The following is a 17,738-nucleotide window of genomic DNA, read 5'->3' as shown; positions in this document are numbered from 1 at the left end:
GACCGGCGGCCGGCGTTCCGGCCGGGCCGGATCAGGACAGGGAGCGGCGGACGTGTTCGGCGGTCAGTGAGGTGGGGTGGTCCAGGAGGGCGGCGGGGGTGCCCTCGAAGACGATCTGGCCGCCGTGTTTGCCGCCGTCCGGGCCGAGGTCGATGATCCAGTCGGCGCGTTTGACGACGTCGAGGTTGTGCTCGATGACGACGACGGTGTTGCCTCCGTCGACCAGGCGGTCCAGCAGGGCCACCAGCCTGCCGATGTCGGCCATGTGCAGGCCGGTGGTCGGCTCGTCCAGGACGTAGACGCTGCCGGTCTTGTGGAGTTCGTTGGCGAGCTTGATGCGCTGGCGCTCGCCGCCGGACAGGGTGCTCAGCGGCTGGCCCAGGGTCAGGTAGTCCAGGCCGACCTCGTTGAGGGTCCGCAGTCGGGTGTGGATGCGCTTCTCGGGAAAGAAGTCCAGCGCCTGCTCGGCGGTCATCTCCAGCACGTCGGCGATGGACTTGCCGCGCACCGTGTACTTGAGGACCTCGTCGGAGAACCGGCGGCCCTCGCAGACCTCGCAGGTCGTGGTGATCGGGTCCATGAACGCCAGGTCGGTGTAGATGACCCCGCGGCCCTCGCACGACGGGCAGGCCCCGGCGGAGTTGTAGCTGAACATCCCGGCGTCGACCCCGGCCTTCCGGCCGCCGTTCTCCTGCGCGAACAGCCGGCGGATGTGGTCGAGCACGCCGACGTAGGAGGCGGGGCTGGACCGGCTGGACACCCCGATCGCCGACTGGTCCACCACGATCGCCTCGGGGTGCTCGGCGACGAAGACCTCCGAGATCAGGGTGCTCTTGCCGGATCCGGCGACCCCGGTGACCGCGGTGAGGACGCCGGTGGGGACGCCGACCGAGACGTTCCTGAGGTTGTGCAGCGAGGCGTTCTCGATCCGCAGCTCGCCGGTCGGGGCGCGGACCTCGGTCTTGATCGGCACGACGTTGCGCAGCCCGCGGCCGGTCGGGGTGTCGGCCTGCCGCAGCGCGGCGACCTCGCCCTGGAAGACGACCTCGCCGCCGTGGGCGCCCGCGCCCGGCCCGATGTCGATCACGTGGTCGGCGACCGCGATCACGTCCGGGTCGTGCTCGACCACCAGCACCGTGTTGCCCTTGTCGCGCAACTGCACCAGCAGCTCGTTCAGCCGGTGCACGTCGCGGGGGTGCAGGCCGACGCTGGGCTCGTCGAAGATGTAGGTCATCCCGGTCAGCGCGCTGCCCAGATGGCGGACCATCTTCAGCCGCTGCCCCTCACCGCCGGACAGGGTGGAGGTCTCCCGGCCGAGGGTGAGGTAGCCGAGCCCGATCGAGATCACCCGCCGGAGCCGTTCGATCGCGGCGGCGGCGATGGGCGCGCCCACCGGGTCGTCGATGGCGGCCAGCGTCTCCACCAGGTCGGTGATCTCCATCCGGGAGTAGTCGGCGATGGTGTGGCCGTTGATCCGGCTGGCCAGGGCCCGTTCGTTGAGCCGCGCCCCGTCGCAGGCCGGGCAGGTGACCTCCGAGACGACGGACAGCACCGCGTCCCGGGTCTTGTCGGCCAGCGTGCTGATGTCCCGCTTGAGGTACAGCCGGGTGAACCGGTCGACCACGCCCTCGTAGTTGAGGGTGTACGTGCCGGCCTCGGAGGTCAGCGCGGTCTTGCCGGTGCCGTGCAGCAGGAACTCCCACTCCTCCGCGGTGTAGTCGGCCAGCGGCTTGTCCAGGTCGAACCGCCCGGACCCGGCGTACATCTGCCAGTAGATGCTGCCGACCCCGGTCTGCGGGAAGCGGAACGGCCCCTCGTTGAGCGACCTGGACCTGTCCAGGAACCTGTCCAGGTCCAGCCGCACGATCCGGCCGAGCCCGTCGCACTCCGGGCACATGCCCTGCGGGTCGTTGAACGAGAACACCGACGACGTCCCCGCCTCCGGCACCCCGCACCGCGAGAACAGCACCCGGATCACCGAGTAGATGTCGGTCATCGTGCCGACCGTGGAACGCGAGTTGCCGCCGATCGGCTTCTGGTCGACCACGATCGCCGGCGACAGGTTGTCGATCGAGTCGGCCTCGGGCTTGTCGTACTTGGGCAGGCGGCTGCGGACGAACCAGCTGAACGTCTCGTTGAGCTGGCGCTGGGACTCCACCGCCACGGTGTCGAACACGATCGAGGACTTGCCCGACCCGGACACCCCGGTGAAGACGACGATCCGGTTCTTGGGAATGGCGAGCGTGACGTCCTTGAGATTGTTCTCCCGGGCCCCGGTGACCAGGATGCTGTCTGCCGTCATAGCGGCCCACGTTACGGGTGGTACCGGACATTCCATGGCCGCAATCGACGTCCGGGAGCGGACATCGCCCGAGCACTCCGTTCGGCGTGTTAGCGTCGCGAGGGCGATGACCAGCTATTTCACAGCGACCGAGTTCGGGGGGACTGGTCCGGTGCGTCGTTCACGCACGCCGGTCGCGGTCGTGGCGGCGGCACTGGCGCTGCCGCTGGCGGCCTGCAACGGCGGTACCACGGGAACGGGAAGTTCCATGTCGCAGCAGACGGGGGCGCCGACGCCGACCGCCACGCGGTCCGCCGAGCCGGCCGCCTGGATCGGCGACTTCGTCAAGGGCATGAGCCTGGAACAGAAGGTCGGGCAGCTGTTCGTGCCCACCTTCGCCGACCGGGCCGACGCCGAACGGATGATCAGGCGCTATCACGTCGGCGGATTCATCTACTTCCCCGGCAACGCCCGCGACCCGGTGCAGACCGCGCGGCTGTCCAACGCCCTGCAGCGGGCCTCCGAGATCCCGCTGCTGCTCGGGGTGGACGAGGAGCAGGGGCTGGTCACCCGGCTGCCCTACCTGACCAAGTTCCCCGGCAACATGGCGCTCGGCGCGACCGCGCAGCCCGGCCTGGCCCACGAGGCCGCCAGGGTCACCGGCACCGAGCTGCGCGCGCTCGGCATCAACCAGAACTACGCGCCGGTCGCCGACGTCAACGTCAACCCGGCCAACCCGGTGATCGGCGTCCGCTCGTTCGGCTCCGACCCGGCGCTGGTGTCGCAGATGCTCGGCGGGGCGGTCCAGGGCTACCAGGACGCCGGGGTGGCCGCGACCGCCAAGCACTTCCCCGGGCACGGCGACACCGACGTCGACAGCCACACCGGGCTGCCGGTCATCAGGCACACCCGCCAGGAGTGGGAACGGCTGGACGCGCCGCCGTTCCAGGCCGCCGTCCGGCAGGGCGTCGACGCGATCATGACCGCGCACATCGTCGTTCCGGGGCTGGACGACTCCGGCGACCCGGCCACCATGTCGCGCACGGTGCTGACCGGGCTGCTCCGCCAGAAGCTCGGCTACCGGGGCGTGATCGTCACCGACTCGCTGCAGATGGCCGGGGCCCGCCAGAAGTACGGCGCGACGCAGGCGGCGGTGCGGGCCGTGCAGGCCGGCGCCGACCAACTGCTGATGCCGCCGAACCTGGCCGGCGCCCACGCGGCGGTCGTGTCGGCGGTGCGCAGGGGCGCCATCACCAGGCAGCGGCTGGACGAGTCGGTCACCCGCATCCTGGCGCTCAAGGCCCGGCGCGGCCTGTTCGGCGACGTGCAGGTCGATCCGAGGAGGGCCGCCCAGGTCGTCGGCTCGCGGGCGCACCAGGAGGTCGCCCGCCGGGTCGCCGAGGCGTCGGTCACCCTGGTCCGCAACAAGGGCGGCGCGCTGCCGCTGCGGAACGGGACGAGGGTCCACGTCGCCGGGCCGCACGCCCCGCAACTGGCCGCCGCGCTGCGCAAGCGGAACGTGCGGATCGCCGGATCCCCGCAGGCCGCCGACGTGGTCGTGCTGACCACGCAGGACGCCGGGGCGGCGACCGCGGCGCGGATCAGGGCGATGGGCGGCCGTCCCGTGGTGGCGGTGGCGCTGGGCCGTCCCTACGACCTGGCCCATGCCGGTGCGGCCACCGCGACGCTGGCCACCTACTCCTCGGGGAACGTCTCGCTGAACGCGCTGGCCCGGGTGCTGACGGGGCAGACCAAGCCGGCCGGGCGGCTGCCGGTGCAGGTCAGCGGCCTCCGGTTCGGGCACGGGCTGACTTACTAGCGGTTGCCGTCCTTGTCAGGGGCCCCCGCGCACGGATGCGCGGGGGCCCTTCGGATGTGTGGATTTCGTCCGGCCGGACAGCGGGCCGGGGATCGGTGCCGCGACTGCGGCCCTTGGAATCAGCTGGGCGGTTGCAGGCCCAGACGGCGCAGCGCCATCCCGGCGGCGCCGACGGCGCCGTCGCCCGCCGTGCACGGGGCGACGGGGAAGCGTTCGCGCAGGCCGTCCCGTACCGCGTCGGCCACGGGACCGTTGCCGAGCACCGAGCCGGCCATGACCACCGGCGAGTTCTGGTCGGTGAGCGCGGGGCGGACCGCGTCCACGTCCCGCAGCAGCCACTGGGCGGCCTGCTCGGTGATGTGGCGGGCCACCGGATCGCCCGCGGCGGCCGCCGCGCACACCACCGGGCCGAGGCGGCCCAGCGCCGCCGGGGGCCGCCCGTACACCTCCTTGATGATCGCCTGGGCCAGCGCGGGATCGGCGGGCGGCGTCCGCTCCGGCAGGTCCAGGGTCGTGGTCGCGGTCCCGGGGGAGCCCGCCCCGGCGGAGGCCATCGCCAGCGCCGGGGCGGACCGTCTTCGGGCCCGCGCCGGGCGGGGGCCGCGGGAGCCCTCGGTCATCAGGCCGGGGGCCAGCGGCCCGAGCAGGGCCCGGGGCACCGACTCGGCGAGCAGGGTGGGCGCACCGCGTCCGTCCAGCGCGGCCAGGGTGGCCTCGACCGCCTGGCGGCCCAGCCAGACCGCCGAGCCCTGGTCGCCGACCAGCCAGCCATAGCCGTCGGCGCGCTGCACGATCGTCCCGTCGTTGATCACCGCGGCGCCGGCGCCGGTGCCGGAGAACACCACGATGCCCTCCGGCGCGCTGGTGCCCGCCGCGAACGCCACCGCGATGTCGGTGACCACGGAGGGTGATCCGGACAGCCCGACGGCGCGCCAGGCGCGCCGGGCGGCGGCCACGGCGGCGGGCCGCCCGGCAGAACCGGCTCCGGCGATGCCGAATACACCACCCTGGACGAGGGAACGGTCCAACTCGCCGAGTGCGGCGCCGAGGGCCGTGGTGAGCGCACCCGCGGTGTCGCCCCCGGAGTTGGGGTTGGCGCCCGGACCGGTTCCCGAACCGGCCAGAGCGCCACTGAGCGTTAGTACGGCTGCGCGGGTTTTCGTGCCACCCGCGTCGACGCCGATCACGTAAGGACCAGCCAAATGGGTCAACACACGGCGACCGTAGACCTTCGTGACGTTGACGGGGCATTGTGGACGTAAGAAACTTACTGACATGAGGAAAACCAATGGCCGAGACACGGGGGACCGGGGGGACGTCACATCTCCCCCGGCGGCCTCACATCCCCACCGGGAGGCACCGCTCAGCACCGTGGTCCGGGTGCGTTCGCTGCTGCCCTCACTGCCGCCCGCCGAGCGCCGGGTCGCCCAGCGGGTCATCGACGATCCCGAAGGGGTCGCCAACTCCACCATCACCGAGCTCGCGCACCAGTGCGGCACCTCGGAGACGACGGTCATCCGGTTCTGCCGGGCCATCGGCTTCACCGGCTACCCGGAGCTCCGGCTGACCCTGGCCACCGAGGCCGGGCGGGCGCAGAGCGCCACCGGGGGGCGGGTCATCGGGAGCGACATCAGCCCCGACGACTCCCTGGAACAGATCGTCGAGAAGGTCACCTTCGCCGACGCCCGCGCGGTCGAGGAGACCGCCGCGCAACTCGACATCAAGGTGCTGGAACAGGTGGTCGACGCGGTCGTCGCCGCCTCCCGGGTCGACGTGTACGGGGTGGGCGCCAGCGCCTTCGTCGCCCTGGACTTCCAGCAGAAGCTGCACCGCATCGGCCGGCACTGCTCGGCCTGGTCGGACGCGCACATCATGCTGACCAGCGCCGCCGTGCTCAATCCGGGGGACGTGGCGATGGGCATCTCGCACACCGGCGCCACCGTGGAGACCATCGACGCGCTCGGCGTCGCCAAGGGGCGGGGGGTCAGGACGGTGGCCGTCACCAACTTCCCCAAGTCGCCGATCGCCGAGGTCGCCGACCTGGTGCTGACCACGGCCGCCCGGGAGACCACGTTCCGCTCCGGCGCCACCGCCAGCCGGCTCGCCCAGCTCACCGTGATCGACTGCATCTTCGTGGGGGTCGCCCAGCGCACCTACGGCACCACCCGCAAGGCGCTGGAGGCCACGTTCGAGGCGGTCCGCAGCCGGACCGTGCGGCCCGATCGGAGGCGCCGGTGATCGACTGCGACGTGCCCACCGAGGGACGCAACCCGCGCACCGTCGACGTGGACGTGCTGCCCACGATAGAGGTGCTGCGGCTGATCAACGCCGAGGACTCCCTGGTGCCCGCCGCGGTCGGCGCGGTGCTGCCGGAGATCGCGCGGCTGGTGGACTGGGCCGTGGAGGCGCTGCGGGCCGGGGGCCGGGTGCACTACTTCGGCGCGGGCACCTCCGGCCGGCTGGCGGTGATGGACGCCGCCGAACTGCCGCCCACGTTCGGGCTGTGGGGCCGCGTGGTCGCCCACCACGCCGGCGGGTCCGGCGCGTTGTCGCAGGCCATCGAGGGAGTGGAGGACGACGCCGAGCTCGGTGCCCGCGACGCCGCCGACGTGCGTCCGGGGGACATCGCCGTCGGCATCGCCGCCAGCGGCCGCACCCCGTACGTGGTGGGCGCGCTGCGCGCCGCCCAGCGGATCGGCGCCCGGACCGCGCTGATCTCCGCCAACCCCGGCGCCCCGTTCGCCGCCGAGGTGGACGTGCACATCGGCCTGGCCACCGGACCGGAGGTGATCACCGGCTCCACCCGGATGAAGGCCGGCACCGCCACCAAGATGGTGCTGAACGCCTTCTCCACCACCCTGATGATCAGGCTGGGCCGGACCTACTCCAACCTGATGGTCAGCGTGAACGCCCTCAACGACAAGCTGCGGGCCCGCCTGGTGCGCATCCTCACCGAGGCCACCGGCATGGACGCCGCCATCTGCGAGGCCGCCCTGTCGGAGGCCGGCGGCGACACCCGGGTCGCCCTGGTCTCCCTCCTCGGCGAGGTCCCCGCCGCCCGCGCCACCAGAGCCCTCCAGGAATGCCACGGAGGAGTAAGAGAAGCCCTGGCAATGCTCAGAGCGAGTTAGCAGCAGCTGCCGACGGCGGCCTCCGCGCGGGGAGGCCGTCCGTTGGACAGATGAGCTCATCGTCCGGGGGTCTGGGGGCGGAGCCCCCAGAACTTCCACAACGACCACGGACAGACCCCACACAGGTGAACCGCCGCGGAGCTCCAGCGGAGCGGCGGTTCACCTGAGCGGTCGCGCCACCGCAGCCGACCCCGCTGGAGCGAGCCGCCAGGCGAGCGCAAGCGGGGTCGGCGAGGATGGCGCGATCCGCCCGCGGGGGGTGTGGGGGGTCGTCCCCCCACATCTAACTCGCATATTTCTTGAGCTCCTGGCGGGCGACGGTGCGGACGTGGACCTCGTCGGGGCCGTCGAAGATGCGCATGGCGCGGGTCCAGGCGTACATCTCGGCGAGGGGGGTGTCGTCGCTGACGCCGGCGGCGCCGTGGACCTGGATGGCGTCGTCGAGGATCCGGGCGACGGTGCGCGGGACGACGGCCTTGATGGCGGCGATCTCGGTGCGGGCGCCCTTGGCGCCGTGCCGGTCGATCATCCAGGCGGTCTTGAGGGTGAGCAGCCGGGCCTGCTCGATGGCCATCCGGGCCTCGGCGATCTGCTGCTGGACCACGCCCTGCCGGGCCAGCGGCCCGCCGAACGCCACCCGGGAGACGGCGCGGCGGCACATCAGTTCCAGGGCGCGCTCGGCGCTGCCCAGGGCGCGCATGCAGTGGTGGATGCGGCCGGGGCCGAGGCGGGCCTGGGCGATGGCGAAGCCGCCGCCCTCCTCGCCGATCAGGTTGGTCACCGGGACCCGCACGTCCTCGAACCGGACCTCGGCGTGCCCGGGCTGGTCGCGGTAGCCGAACAGGGTCATGTCGCGGACCACGGTCACGCCGGGGGTGTCGCGGGGCACCAGGACCTGGGACTGCTGGCGGTGGGCGGGCGCGTCCGGGTCGGTCTTGCCCATCACGATGAAGATCTTGCAGCGCTCGTCCATGGCGCCGCTGATGAACCACTTGCGCCCGTTGATGACGTACTCGTCGCCGTCCCGGACGATCGAGGTGGTGATGTTGGTGGCGTCGGAGGAGGCCACGTCCGGCTCGGTCATCGCGAACGCCGAGCGGATCTGGCCCTCCAGCAGCGGCTTCAGCCACCGTTCCTTCTGCTCGGGGGTGCCGAACATGTGCAGCACCTCCATGTTCCCGGTGTCGGGGGCCGAGCAGTTGACCGCCTCCGGGGCCAGGTGGACCGAACGCCCGGTGATCTCGGCGAGGGTGGCGTAGTCGACGTTCGACAGCCCGGAGACGTCCGGCAGGAACAGGTTCCACAGGCCGCGCCTGCGGGCCTCGGCCTTGAGCTCCTCGATGACCGCGGGGGTCCCGTTGGGGTTGCCGGCGGCGGTGAGTTCCGCGCGCTGCGCCGCGTAGACGGCCTCGGCGGGATAGACGTGCTCGGCCATGAACTCCTGCAGCTTGCCGGAGTACTCCTGCGCCTTCGGGCTGAGTTCGAAGTCCATAAGCGCAGTCTGACAGAGCGCCGTTCGGTCGGATCACGCGGGATCGCCTACCATCGACGCGTGGACGTCAAGGCTGTGATCACCGACTGGGGCGGCGTGCTGACCTCCCCGCTGAACGAGGCCGTCGCGCACTGGATCGCCGCCGAGTCCATCGACGAGGCCCGCTACAAGGCGGTCATGCGCGAGTGGGTGAGCCAGGCGTACGACGCCAGGGGCGGGATCCTCAACCCCGTCCACGGCCTGGAGGACGGCTCGCTGCCGGTCGCGGAGTTCGAACGGATGCTGGCCGCCGAGCTGTGCACCGTCGACGGCCGCCCGGTCGAGTGCGAGGGCCTGATCAAGCGGATGTTCGCCGCGTTCCACCCGGTCGAGCCGATGTACGCGGCGCTGCGCGCGGCCCGCGCGGCCGGCGCCCGGATCGCGCTGCTGTCCAACTCGTGGGGCAACGACTATCCGCGCGAGCTGTGGGGCGAGCTGTTCGACGAGGTGGTCATCTCCTGCGAGGTCGGGATGCGCAAGCCCGACGAGCGGATCTTCCGGCACGCGGTCGAGCGGCTGGGCCTGGCCCCGGCCGAGTGCGCGTTCGTCGACGACATCGAGCACAACGTGCGGGCCGCCGAGGCGCTCGGAATGGTGGGAGTGCACCACGTGGACGTGAACACCACCATCGCCCGGCTGGGGGAACTCTTGGGAGTCCGTCTGGCAGACTGCTGATCGTCATGCGCGTCTATCTGCCGTCCACGCTCGTCCGCCTCGCCCGCGACCTGGCCGCCGGCGAGATCGGTCCCGCCCCGCTGCCCGGCTACGCGGTGACCCCCGAGCTGCGCGAGTGGTACGCCGAGGGCGACACCGAGGAGCTGGAGTACGCGGCCATGACGGCGGCCGCGCGGGCCTCGCTCCGGTTGCTGGCCGTCGACCAGGCCGAGGACCCCAAGGTCCCGCCGCGCCGGGTGGTGCTCGCGGTGGAGGTCCCCGAGCAGGCCGTGCAGCGCGACGCCGCCGGCGGGGAACGGGCGCTGGTCCAGGTGAACGCCCCCGTGCTGGCGCGCGACATCGCCGCCGGGCACGTGGACGACGAGCAGGCCGCCGAGGACGTGCAGGCGGCGATCAAGGCGCTGCCGGACGCCGACGCCGGCGACGAGGACGCCCGCTTCGTGGTGGACGGCGCCGAGGGCCACGAGCTGCTCTGGTACGCCACCCAGGAGCTGGCCGACCTCTAGCCCGTCGCCGCGGGGAACCCCGGGACCCCTGAGAGAGCGGCCGGCTAACCCTTCCGGACGCTCCCGGCATAGTCTGGCGATACGCGTCGCGAACGGTCCATACGGGTACGTTCCCGACGCGCCTTCGACAACGACGTCGTGATCTTCCGGGAGCGAACGCATGGACGCCGTCACCACTGTGCCCGTACCGGCCAACGAGCCCGTCCTGGCCTATGCGCCGGGCAGCGCCGAACGGGCCGCGCTGGAGGACCGGATCAAGGAACTGGCGGCCGACCGGATCGACCTCACCATGACCATCGGCGGCGAGCGGCGGCTCGGCGGCGGGGACCCGATCGACGTGGTGGAGCCGCACCGGCACGGTCATGTGCTCGGTCAGCTCGGCAACGCCACCGACGACGACGTGCGGGCCGCGATCGAGGCCGCCCGCGCGGCCGCCCCCGGCTGGCGGGCGCTGTCGTTCGACGACCGGGCGGCGATCTTCCTGCGCGCGGCCGAACTGCTGGCCGGGCCGTGGCGGGCCACCCTCAACGCCGCCACCGTCCTCGGCCAGTCCAAGACCCCGCACCAGGCGGAGATCGACGCCGCCTGCGAGCTGATCGACTTCTGGCGGTACAACGTCCACTACGCCCGGCGGCTGCTGGCCGAGCAGCCGGAGTCGGCCCCGGGCGTGTGGAACAGGATGGAGTACCGGCCGCTGGAGGGCTTCGTCCTGGCGATCACGCCGTTCAACTTCACCTCCATCGCCGCCAACCTGCCCACCGCGCCCGCGCTGATGGGCAACGTGGTGGTCTGGAAGCCGTCGCCCACCCAGCAGTTCTCCGCGCACTTCACCATGCGGCTGCTGGAGGAGGCCGGGCTGCCGCCCGGCGTGATCAACATGGTCACCGGGGACGGCCGGGCGGTGTCGAACGTGGCGCTGACCCACCCGGACCTGGCCGGCATCCACTTCACCGGCAGCACCGCCACGTTCCAGCACCTGTGGCGCACGGTCGGGGAGAACATCGCCGGCTACCGCGGCTACCCCCGGCTGGTCGGCGAGACCGGCGGCAAGGACTTCGTGGTGGCGCACCCGTCCGCCGACCCCGCCGTGCTGCGCACCGCGCTGGTCCGCGGCGCGTTCGAGTACCAGGGACAGAAGTGCTCGGCGGCCTCCCGCGCGTACGTGCCGCGCTCGCTGTGGGAGCGGATGCGCGACGACTTCTGCGCCGAGGTCGAGTCGCTGACCATGGGGAACGTCGCCGAGGACCTGTCGCTGTTCATGGGCGCGGTGATCGACGCGCGGGCGTTCGCCAAGCACCGGGCGGCCCTGGAGCGGGCCCGCGACCTGGACTCCATCCGGGTCCTGGTCGGCGGGCAGGCCGACGACTCCGAGGGGTACTTCGTGCGCCCGGCGGTGCTGGAGGCCGCCGACCCTGCGGACGAGATCTTCACCAAGGAGTACTTCGGCCCGATCCTCGGCGTGCACGTCTACGACGACGGCGACTACGACGCGATGCTGCGGCAGATGGAGAGCGTCGCCCCGTACGGCCTGACCGGCTCGATCATCGCGCGGGACCGGGCCGCGATCGCCGCCGCCGCCGAGCACCTGCGGTTCGCCGCCGGCAACTTCTACGTCAACGACAAGCCCACCGGCGCGGTCGTCGGCCAGCAGCCGTTCGGCGGGGCCCGCGCCAGCGGCACCAACGACAAGGCCGGCTCCATCTTCAACCTGCTGCGCTGGACCAACGTCCGCTCGATCAAGGAGGCCCTGCTCCCGCCCGCCGACTACCGCTACCCCTACATGGGGGAGTAGACCTGCGCTCGTGCGTGCTCGCCGCCGCGCCGGAGGCGCGGCGGCGAGCGGGCCTTGGGACGCGCGGCCGTTCGTCGTGTTGCTCGTGGGGGGCGACCCCCGAGAGGGCGGGTGGGCCATCCTTGCTCGCTGCGGTGGCCCCGCCCGCCGCAAGATCGCTCGTTCCTCGCGGTCTTGACCCGCTCCTCCTCACGACCATGCGGGCCCGCTCCCGGGTGGCCCCGGGGACCATAGGCGGAGTGCTCCGAGCCCCGTAACCTTAGAGCCGAACGCCGGATCGCGCCGGGGCTGCCCCCTGCCCCGGGACGTCCTGCACGCACAAGGGAAGAGGATGTCGACGAGCTACCGCTTGGTGCTGTGGAACATCGACCACACGCTGGTCGACGTCGTGAGGGTCACCCGGGACGCCTACGCCGAGGCGTTCCGGCAGACCACCGGGCGGCCGCTGGTGAGGCTGGCCCCGACGGCCGGGCGCACCGAATCGGAGATCATCTTCGAGACCCTGGCGTTCAACGACATCGAGGTCACCGACGACCATCTGCCGCGGTTCATGGACGCCCTGGCCAAGGCGTTCGCGGCGCGGCGCGGGCGGCTGCGGGCCGAGGGGCGGCTGCTGCCCGGCGCCCGGGAGGCGCTGGCGGCGCTGGCCAGGCGGCAGGGGACCGTGCAGTCGGTGCTGACCGGGTCGATCCAGCCGAACGCGGTCGTCAAGCTCGCCGAGTTCGGGCTGGACTCGTACGTGGACACCGAGGTCGGCGGCTACGAGGACGGCGTCTACAGCAAGGCCGCCCTGCTGGAGCTGGCCCGCCGCAAGGCCTCGCAGAAGTACGGCATCGCGTTCGACGAGTCCGCCGCCTGGCACCCCGACCGCAAGGGGGCCACCGTGTACGTCGCCGACTCGGTCCGGGACGTGCAGGCCGCCAAGATCGCCGGGGCGGCGGCGGTGGCCGTCGCGACCGGCAGTTCCACCGAGGCCGAGCTGCGCGCCGCGGGGGCCGACGCGGTGCTGCCCGATCTCACCGACGTCCAGGCGGTGGCCCGCGCGATCGACGCGGACGCCGGGGCGTAGGCTCGGCACGCACGATCGTGATCCGGCGCACATCGGCCGGACGCCTGGGTAGAGCCCGTGACATGGGGAGGGCCGGAGCCATGACGCACGACGACGCGGCCGAGGGCCGCACGCTCTGGGAGCCGTCGCAGGAGACGATCGCGAACGCCCGGCTGACCGCCTACCGGCGGTGGCTGGCCGAGCAGCAGATCTTCGCCGCCGAGGGCGATGCCTACGAGGACCTGTGGCGCTGGTCGGTCACCGAGATCGACGCGTTCTGGGAGTCGATCTGGCGCTACTTCGACGTGGTGGGGGAGCGCGGCGACGGGCCGGTGCGCAGCGGGGGGCCGATGCCGGTGGACGGCCTGCGCTGGTTCTCCGGGGCCAGCGTCAACTACGCCGCCAACGCGCTGCGCGGCAGCGACGAGCGGCCCGACGAGGTCGCGGTGGTCTTCCGCTCGGAGGCCGGCGGGCACCGCTGGCTGACCCGGCGGGAGCTGGCCATGCACGTGGCGAACGTGCGGGCCGGGCTGGCCGGGCTGGGCGTGGGCCGCGGCGACCGGGTGGCGGCCTACCTGCCGAACATCCCCGAGGCGCTGATCTGCTTCCTGGCCGCCGCCTCGCTGGGCGCGATCTGGTCGTCGTGCTCCCCGGACTTCGGCTCGGCCAGCGTGATCGACCGGTTCGCGCAGATCGAGCCCAAGGTGCTGATCGCGGTCGACGGGTACGCCTACAACGGCAAGCGGTTCGACCGGATGGACGTGGTGGCCGAGATCGAGGCGGCGCTGCCGTCGCTGGCCCGCACCGTGCTGGTCCCGTACCTGGACCCGGCCGCCGACCCCGGGCGGCTGCGGGCCGGGATGTCGTTCGCCGACCTGCCGCGCGAGGGGCACCCGCTGGAGTTCGAGCCGGTCCCGTTCGACCATCCGCTGTGGGTGGTGTACTCGTCCGGGACGACGGGCCTGCCCAAGCCGATCGTGCACGGCCACGGCGGGGTCGTGCTGGAGCACCTCAAGGCCCTGTCGTTCCACCAGGACCTCGGGCCGGGCGACGTGTTCTTCTGGTACACCACCACCGGCTGGATGATGTGGAACTACCTGGTCGGCGGGCTGCTGGTGGGGGCCACCGTGGTGATGTTCGACGGCGCGCCCGGCGGCGACTCGCTGTGGCGGCTGGCGGCCGAGACCGGGGTCACCTACTTCGGCGTCGGCGCCCCGTACATCATGGCCTCCCGCAAGGCGGGCCTGCGGCCGGGCGAGGAGCTGGACCTGTCCGCGCTGCGCGGCATCGGCTCCACCGGGTCGCCGCTGCCGCCCGAGGGCTTCACCTGGGTGTACGAGGCGGTGGGCCGGGACCTGCTGCTCGGGTCGTTCTCCGGCGGCACCGACGTGTGCACCGGGTTCGTCGGGCCGAACGTGCTGCTGCCGCTGCGCGCCGGGGTGATCCAGTGCCGCGGGCTGGGCGCCAGGGTCGAGGCGTTCGACGAGGCGGGGCGGCCGGTGATCGACCAGGTCGGCGAGCTGGTGCTGACCGAGCCGATGCCGTCGATGCCGGTGTCCTTCTGGAACGACGAGTCCGGTGAGCGCTACCGCGAGTCCTACTTCGACGCCTATCCCGGGGTGTGGCGGCACGGCGACTGGATCAAGATCCTGCCGGACGGCGGCTGCGTGATCTACGGCCGGTCCGACTCCACCCTCAACCGGGGCGGGGTGCGGATGGGCACCGCCGACTTCTACCGGGTGGTCGAGGCGTTCGACGAGGTGGTCGACAGCCTGGTCATCGACACCGGCCGGCTCGGCGAGGAGGGCCGGCTGCTGCTGTACGTGCAGCTCGCCCCGGGCGTGCAGCTGGACGAGGAACTGGCCGGGCGGATCCGCAAGGAGTTGCGCTCGGCGCTGTCGCCGCGTCATGTGCCGGACGAGATCCGGCAGGTGCCCGGGGTGCCGCGCACCCTGTCGGGCAAGAAACTGGAGATCCCGGTCCGCAAGATCCTGCTCGGCACTCCGGTCGAGCAGGCCGCCAACCCGGGTTCGATGGCCAATCCCGAGGTGCTGGAGCACTTCCGGCGGTAAAAGCGTTCCGTGCTTCGTGCGGGGGACAACCCCAGGCCCCCGAAGAACGGGTCAGGTGATCCTCGTTCCGCCGGTCACCCCACCCGGAAACGTCGGAGCCCCGGGCACATGGCTGATGCCCGGGGCGCCGCACGGTCCCCTGATGCGGTCGGAGCTCAGGACGTCGGGATCTCGGGCAGCTTCGGCCAGGCCGGGCGCACCGCCCCGACGTAGTTGCGCGCGTAGTAGCCGCGCAGTGGTTCGGTGGTGACGGTCCGGCCCGCGCGCGGCGCGTGCACGAACCGTCCTCTTCCCACGTACATGCCCACATGCCGGAGCCCGTTGAACAGCACCAGGTCACCGGGGCGCAGCCGGCTGCGCGGCACCTTCTTGCGGATGGCGCGGTACTGGTCGTGGGTCACCCGCGGGATCTTCACCCCCGCCTTGCGCCAGGCCCGCTGCACCAGGCCGGAGCAGTCGTAGGCGGCCGGTCCGGTGGCTCCCCACAGGTACGGCTTGCCTCGCTGCGCCAGCGCGAAGCGGACCGCGCGGTCGGCGCGCGCCTGCCACTGGGCGATGAGCCGGGCGCGCTTGTGCCGGGCGGCGCGCTGCCGGGCGGCCAGCAGCATCTGCCCGTGCAGCGCGGACCCGGCCGCGTGCGCGTACAGACCCGGCTGCGGACGCCCCGGCACGCCGGGATGCGCACCGGGGCGCACGGGGTGCACGGGGTGCATCGGCGCGACGGGATGCGCGCCGGGGTGCATCGGCGCGATCATGCCGTGCTGCGGCCGGGCGCCCGGGTGCTGCCGGGTGACCCGCTGCGGCGCGTGCCGGACGGGATGTTTTCCGGAGGCCAGCTGGGGCCCGCGCTGCGCGCCGCCGTGGTCGGCGACCCTGGCGTGGCCCATCCCCGGTGTCAGCGCGATGGTCAACGTCGCCGCACCGCAGATGGCCTTTAACGGAATTGACATATCTGTCGTGCCTCCTCTCGAAGATCGCCACGGTCGTCACTACCCGTAGTCGTGCAATTACACGCCTGCTTTTCCAATTCACTGCCGTTATCTCTCGGTGCTATGAACGGCTCCGTGCATTCTCTCGATCGGCATCACCGGCGTTGCGGGATGCACCGGGAAAATCTCCCGCCGGGCAGGTGGCGGCGGGTCCGCCGGAATATCGCGGCCCCCTCCTCGCGACCCGTCGCCGGACCGGTCCGCCATCCCCGGCCGGATCCGGCCAACCGGGCGCTCCGCCGGACACCGGCACGGTTTTGTCGCAAGCCGCAGGAAATGACGGCGATCCCGCTGTAATCTGGCACCCGGCGGGCCGCCGGCGGTTCGGCGACCGCGGTCCGCCCGGCCACCGGCCGGTGAGGGGAGAGGCGGTCGGCATGGACGCGGCGGGCTTGCGCACCGGCGATCCGGAACGACTCGGCGGGTACACGCTGACCGGCCGGCTCGGCCAGGGCGGCCAGGGCTCGGTCTTCCTCGGCGTCGCCTCCGACGGCCGTCAGGTCGCGGTCAAGCTGCTGCACGCCGAGCTGACCGCCGACGAACGCGCCCGCGCCCGCTTCCTGCGCGAACTGGAGACGGCCAAGCGGGTCGCCGGATTCTGCACCGCCCAGGTGATCGACGCCGACCTGGCCGGCGACCGGCCCTACATCGTCAGCGAGTACGTGCCCGGGCCGTCGCTGGCCCGCCGGGTCGCCGAGCAGGGCCCGCTGGCCGGCGCGGCGCTGGACCGGCTGGCCGTGGGCACCATGACCGCGCTGGTGGCCATCCACCAGGCCGGGATCGTGCACCGCGACTTCAAGCCGCACAACGTGCTGATCGGGCCGGACGGCCCGCGGGTGATCGACTTCGGGGTGGCCCGGGCGATCAGCGGCGCCGCCACCCTGACCAGCCGGGCCATCGGCACGCCCGCGTACATGGCCCCCGAGCAGCTGCGCGGCGAGGAGGTCGGCACTCCCGCCGACATGTTCTGCTGGGCGGCCACCATCGTGTTCGCCGCCACCGGCCGGCCGCCGTTCGGCCAGGACACCATCCCCGCGGTGATCCACCGGATCCTGCACGCCGAGCCGGACCTGGGCGACCTGACCGGGACGCCCGCCGAGCTGGCCGCCGCCTGCCTGGTCAAGGACGCCGCCGAACGACCCGACGCGGGCACGGTGCTGATGCGGCTGCTCGGCCGGGGACCGGCGGCGCCGCCCCGGCCCCGCCCGGCCGCCGACGCCGCCGAGGTCCCGGCCGAGTCCGCCGCCGACGGCGCCACCCGGATCGACCCGTCGCGTTCCGCCCCGCACCGGCCCGCCGCCGGGGAGCCGGAACCCGAGCCGGAGCGGACCGACCCCGTCCGCCTGCCCACCCCGGCCGAGTGGGCGCACGAGAACGAGCTGAGCCCGGCGGTCACCCAGGACGCCCGGGACGCCCGCGACACCGGGCCCGCCCGGCCCGTGCGGTCCTCGCCGCTGCGCCCGGTCGCCGTCGCGGGCGCGGTCGCGGTGCTGCTGCTGGCCTCCGGCGCCGCCGGGTTCGCGCTGCGCGGCGACGGCGGGACCGGGCGCACGGTCGGCGGCGACGGCACCGGCACCGGAACCGGGCAGGTCGTCCGGCCGCCGCAGCGGCAGGTCGTCCCGCAGCCCGGCGACGGGACGTTCCGGCGGCCGTCGGCGGGCCCGTACCGGCCGAGCCCCGCGCCGAGCGTCGGCCCCACCGGATCCGCGTCGGCCACCTCCGGCCCGACGGGCGGGCCGAGCGGCTCGCCGGGCGGGCCCACCACGCCGCCCGGCGAGCCCCGGCCCACCGTGACCTCGACCGGCGCGGAGCCGACGCCGACCGTTCCGGCGGGCGGATGACCGCCCCCGGGCCGGGCAGTGCGATCTTGCTCGGCGCGGAGTGCAAGCCGAGT

At 73.0% G+C, this 17,738-nt stretch carries 13 protein-coding genes; 9 read left to right on the top strand and 4 right to left on the bottom strand.

Annotated features, from left to right (window positions below):
• Nucleotides 1-31: 31 nt before the first annotated feature.
• Nucleotides 32-2,302, bottom strand: a complete 2,271-nt coding sequence (locus HNR21_RS33685) for an ATP-binding cassette domain-containing protein (protein ID WP_220500399.1) — start codon at nucleotides 2,300-2,302, stop codon at nucleotides 32-34.
• A 151-nt stretch (nucleotides 2,303-2,453) separates the two neighbouring features.
• Here HNR21_RS33685 and HNR21_RS33680 point away from each other — a divergent pair, with 151 nt between their 5' ends.
• Nucleotides 2,454-4,100: a glycoside hydrolase family 3 protein gene (locus HNR21_RS33680; RefSeq protein ID WP_312881507.1), complete on the top strand. Its 1,647-nt coding sequence runs from the start codon at nucleotides 2,454-2,456 to the stop codon at nucleotides 4,098-4,100.
• 119 nt (nucleotides 4,101-4,219) lie between these two features.
• Here the strand turns inward: HNR21_RS33680 and HNR21_RS33675 are convergent, their stop codons facing one another.
• A complete protein-coding gene (locus tag HNR21_RS33675; RefSeq protein ID WP_220500398.1) occupies nucleotides 4,220-5,377 on the bottom strand; it encodes an N-acetylglucosamine kinase in 1,158 nt (385 codons plus the stop codon).
• Between HNR21_RS33675 and HNR21_RS33670 the strand changes: the two genes are divergently transcribed.
• On the top strand, nucleotides 5,376-6,338 hold the full coding sequence (locus HNR21_RS33670; RefSeq protein WP_220500397.1) for a MurR/RpiR family transcriptional regulator: 963 nt from the start codon (nucleotides 5,376-5,378) through the stop codon (nucleotides 6,336-6,338). The two genes, HNR21_RS33675 and HNR21_RS33670, sit on opposite strands and share 2 nt — an antisense overlap.
• On the top strand, nucleotides 6,335-7,231 hold the full coding sequence (gene murQ, locus HNR21_RS33665; RefSeq protein ID WP_182708293.1) for an N-acetylmuramic acid 6-phosphate etherase: 897 nt from the start codon (nucleotides 6,335-6,337) through the stop codon (nucleotides 7,229-7,231). The genes HNR21_RS33670 and murQ overlap by 4 nt, the downstream gene beginning before the upstream one ends.
• 283 nt (nucleotides 7,232-7,514) lie before the next feature.
• Here murQ and HNR21_RS33660 read toward each other — a convergent pair whose 3' ends face one another.
• On the bottom strand, nucleotides 7,515-8,723 hold the full coding sequence (locus HNR21_RS33660; protein ID WP_182708292.1) for an acyl-CoA dehydrogenase family protein: 1,209 nt from the start codon (nucleotides 8,721-8,723) through the stop codon (nucleotides 7,515-7,517).
• A 60-nt stretch (nucleotides 8,724-8,783) separates the two neighbouring features.
• Between HNR21_RS33660 and HNR21_RS33655 the strand changes: the two genes are divergently transcribed.
• The 5 genes from HNR21_RS33655 to HNR21_RS33635 all read left to right on the top strand — a co-directional run bounded on the left by HNR21_RS33655 (nucleotide 8,784) and on the right by HNR21_RS33635 (nucleotide 14,855).
• The gene (locus HNR21_RS33655; protein ID WP_312881505.1) at nucleotides 8,784-9,437 is read left to right on the top strand and encodes an HAD family hydrolase; all 654 of its coding nucleotides are present in this window, start codon (nucleotides 8,784-8,786) and stop codon (nucleotides 9,435-9,437) included.
• Between the two features lie 5 nt (nucleotides 9,438-9,442).
• The gene (locus tag HNR21_RS33650) at nucleotides 9,443-9,943 is read left to right on the top strand and encodes a DUF6912 family protein (RefSeq protein ID WP_182708291.1); all 501 of its coding nucleotides are present in this window, start codon (nucleotides 9,443-9,445) and stop codon (nucleotides 9,941-9,943) included.
• Nucleotides 9,944-10,103: 160 nt separating this feature from the next.
• Nucleotides 10,104-11,735, top strand: a complete 1,632-nt coding sequence (gene pruA, locus HNR21_RS33645; protein WP_182708290.1) for an L-glutamate gamma-semialdehyde dehydrogenase — start codon at nucleotides 10,104-10,106, stop codon at nucleotides 11,733-11,735.
• A gap of 331 nt (nucleotides 11,736-12,066) precedes the next feature.
• Complete coding sequence (locus HNR21_RS33640; RefSeq protein WP_182708289.1) at nucleotides 12,067-12,804, top strand: HAD family hydrolase; 738 nt, start codon at nucleotides 12,067-12,069, stop codon at nucleotides 12,802-12,804.
• 80 nt (nucleotides 12,805-12,884) lie between these two features.
• Complete coding sequence (locus HNR21_RS33635) at nucleotides 12,885-14,855, top strand: acetoacetate--CoA ligase (RefSeq protein ID WP_182708288.1); 1,971 nt, start codon at nucleotides 12,885-12,887, stop codon at nucleotides 14,853-14,855.
• Nucleotides 14,856-15,010: 155 nt separating this feature from the next.
• Here HNR21_RS33635 and HNR21_RS33630 read toward each other — a convergent pair whose 3' ends face one another.
• The gene (locus tag HNR21_RS33630) at nucleotides 15,011-15,766 is read right to left on the bottom strand and encodes a C40 family peptidase (RefSeq protein ID WP_246442442.1); all 756 of its coding nucleotides are present in this window, start codon (nucleotides 15,764-15,766) and stop codon (nucleotides 15,011-15,013) included.
• Nucleotides 15,767-16,221: 455 nt separating this feature from the next.
• On the opposite strand from HNR21_RS33630, the gene HNR21_RS33625 reads away from it, so the two are divergent.
• On the top strand, nucleotides 16,222-17,685 hold the full coding sequence (locus HNR21_RS33625) for a serine/threonine-protein kinase (RefSeq protein ID WP_182708287.1): 1,464 nt from the start codon (nucleotides 16,222-16,224) through the stop codon (nucleotides 17,683-17,685).
• Nucleotides 17,686-17,738 lie beyond the last annotated feature (53 nt).

This window comes from Thermomonospora cellulosilytica, assembly GCF_014138835.1.
In the GTDB taxonomy this organism is placed as follows: domain Bacteria; phylum Actinomycetota; class Actinomycetes; order Streptosporangiales; family Streptosporangiaceae; genus Thermomonospora; species Thermomonospora amylolytica.
The sequence above is the reverse complement of the archived record's forward strand: the minus strand, read 5'-3'. Positions and strand labels throughout refer to the sequence as shown.

What these genes read in the sequence shown, in the direction of transcription:
- pruA (WP_182708290.1), top strand. Translation starts at nt 10,104, where the DNA reads ATGGACGCCGTCACCACTGTGCCCGTACCGGCCAACGAGCCCGTCCTG.
- HNR21_RS33675 (WP_220500398.1), bottom strand. Translation starts at nt 5,377, where the DNA reads ATGTCAGTAAGTTTCTTACGTCCACAATGCCCCGTCAACGTCACGAAG.
- HNR21_RS33685 (WP_220500399.1), bottom strand. Translation starts at nt 2,302, where the DNA reads ATGACGGCAGACAGCATCCTGGTCACCGGGGCCCGGGAGAACAATCTC.
- HNR21_RS33640 (WP_182708289.1), top strand. Translation starts at nt 12,067, where the DNA reads ATGTCGACGAGCTACCGCTTGGTGCTGTGGAACATCGACCACACGCTG.
- HNR21_RS33670 (WP_220500397.1), top strand. Translation starts at nt 5,376, where the DNA reads ATGAGGAAAACCAATGGCCGAGACACGGGGGACCGGGGGGACGTCACA.
- HNR21_RS33660 (WP_182708292.1), bottom strand. Translation starts at nt 8,723, where the DNA reads ATGGACTTCGAACTCAGCCCGAAGGCGCAGGAGTACTCCGGCAAGCTG.
- HNR21_RS33635 (WP_182708288.1), top strand. Translation starts at nt 12,885, where the DNA reads ATGACGCACGACGACGCGGCCGAGGGCCGCACGCTCTGGGAGCCGTCG.
- HNR21_RS33625 (WP_182708287.1), top strand. Translation starts at nt 16,222, where the DNA reads ATGGACGCGGCGGGCTTGCGCACCGGCGATCCGGAACGACTCGGCGGG.
- HNR21_RS33650 (WP_182708291.1), top strand. Translation starts at nt 9,443, where the DNA reads ATGCGCGTCTATCTGCCGTCCACGCTCGTCCGCCTCGCCCGCGACCTG.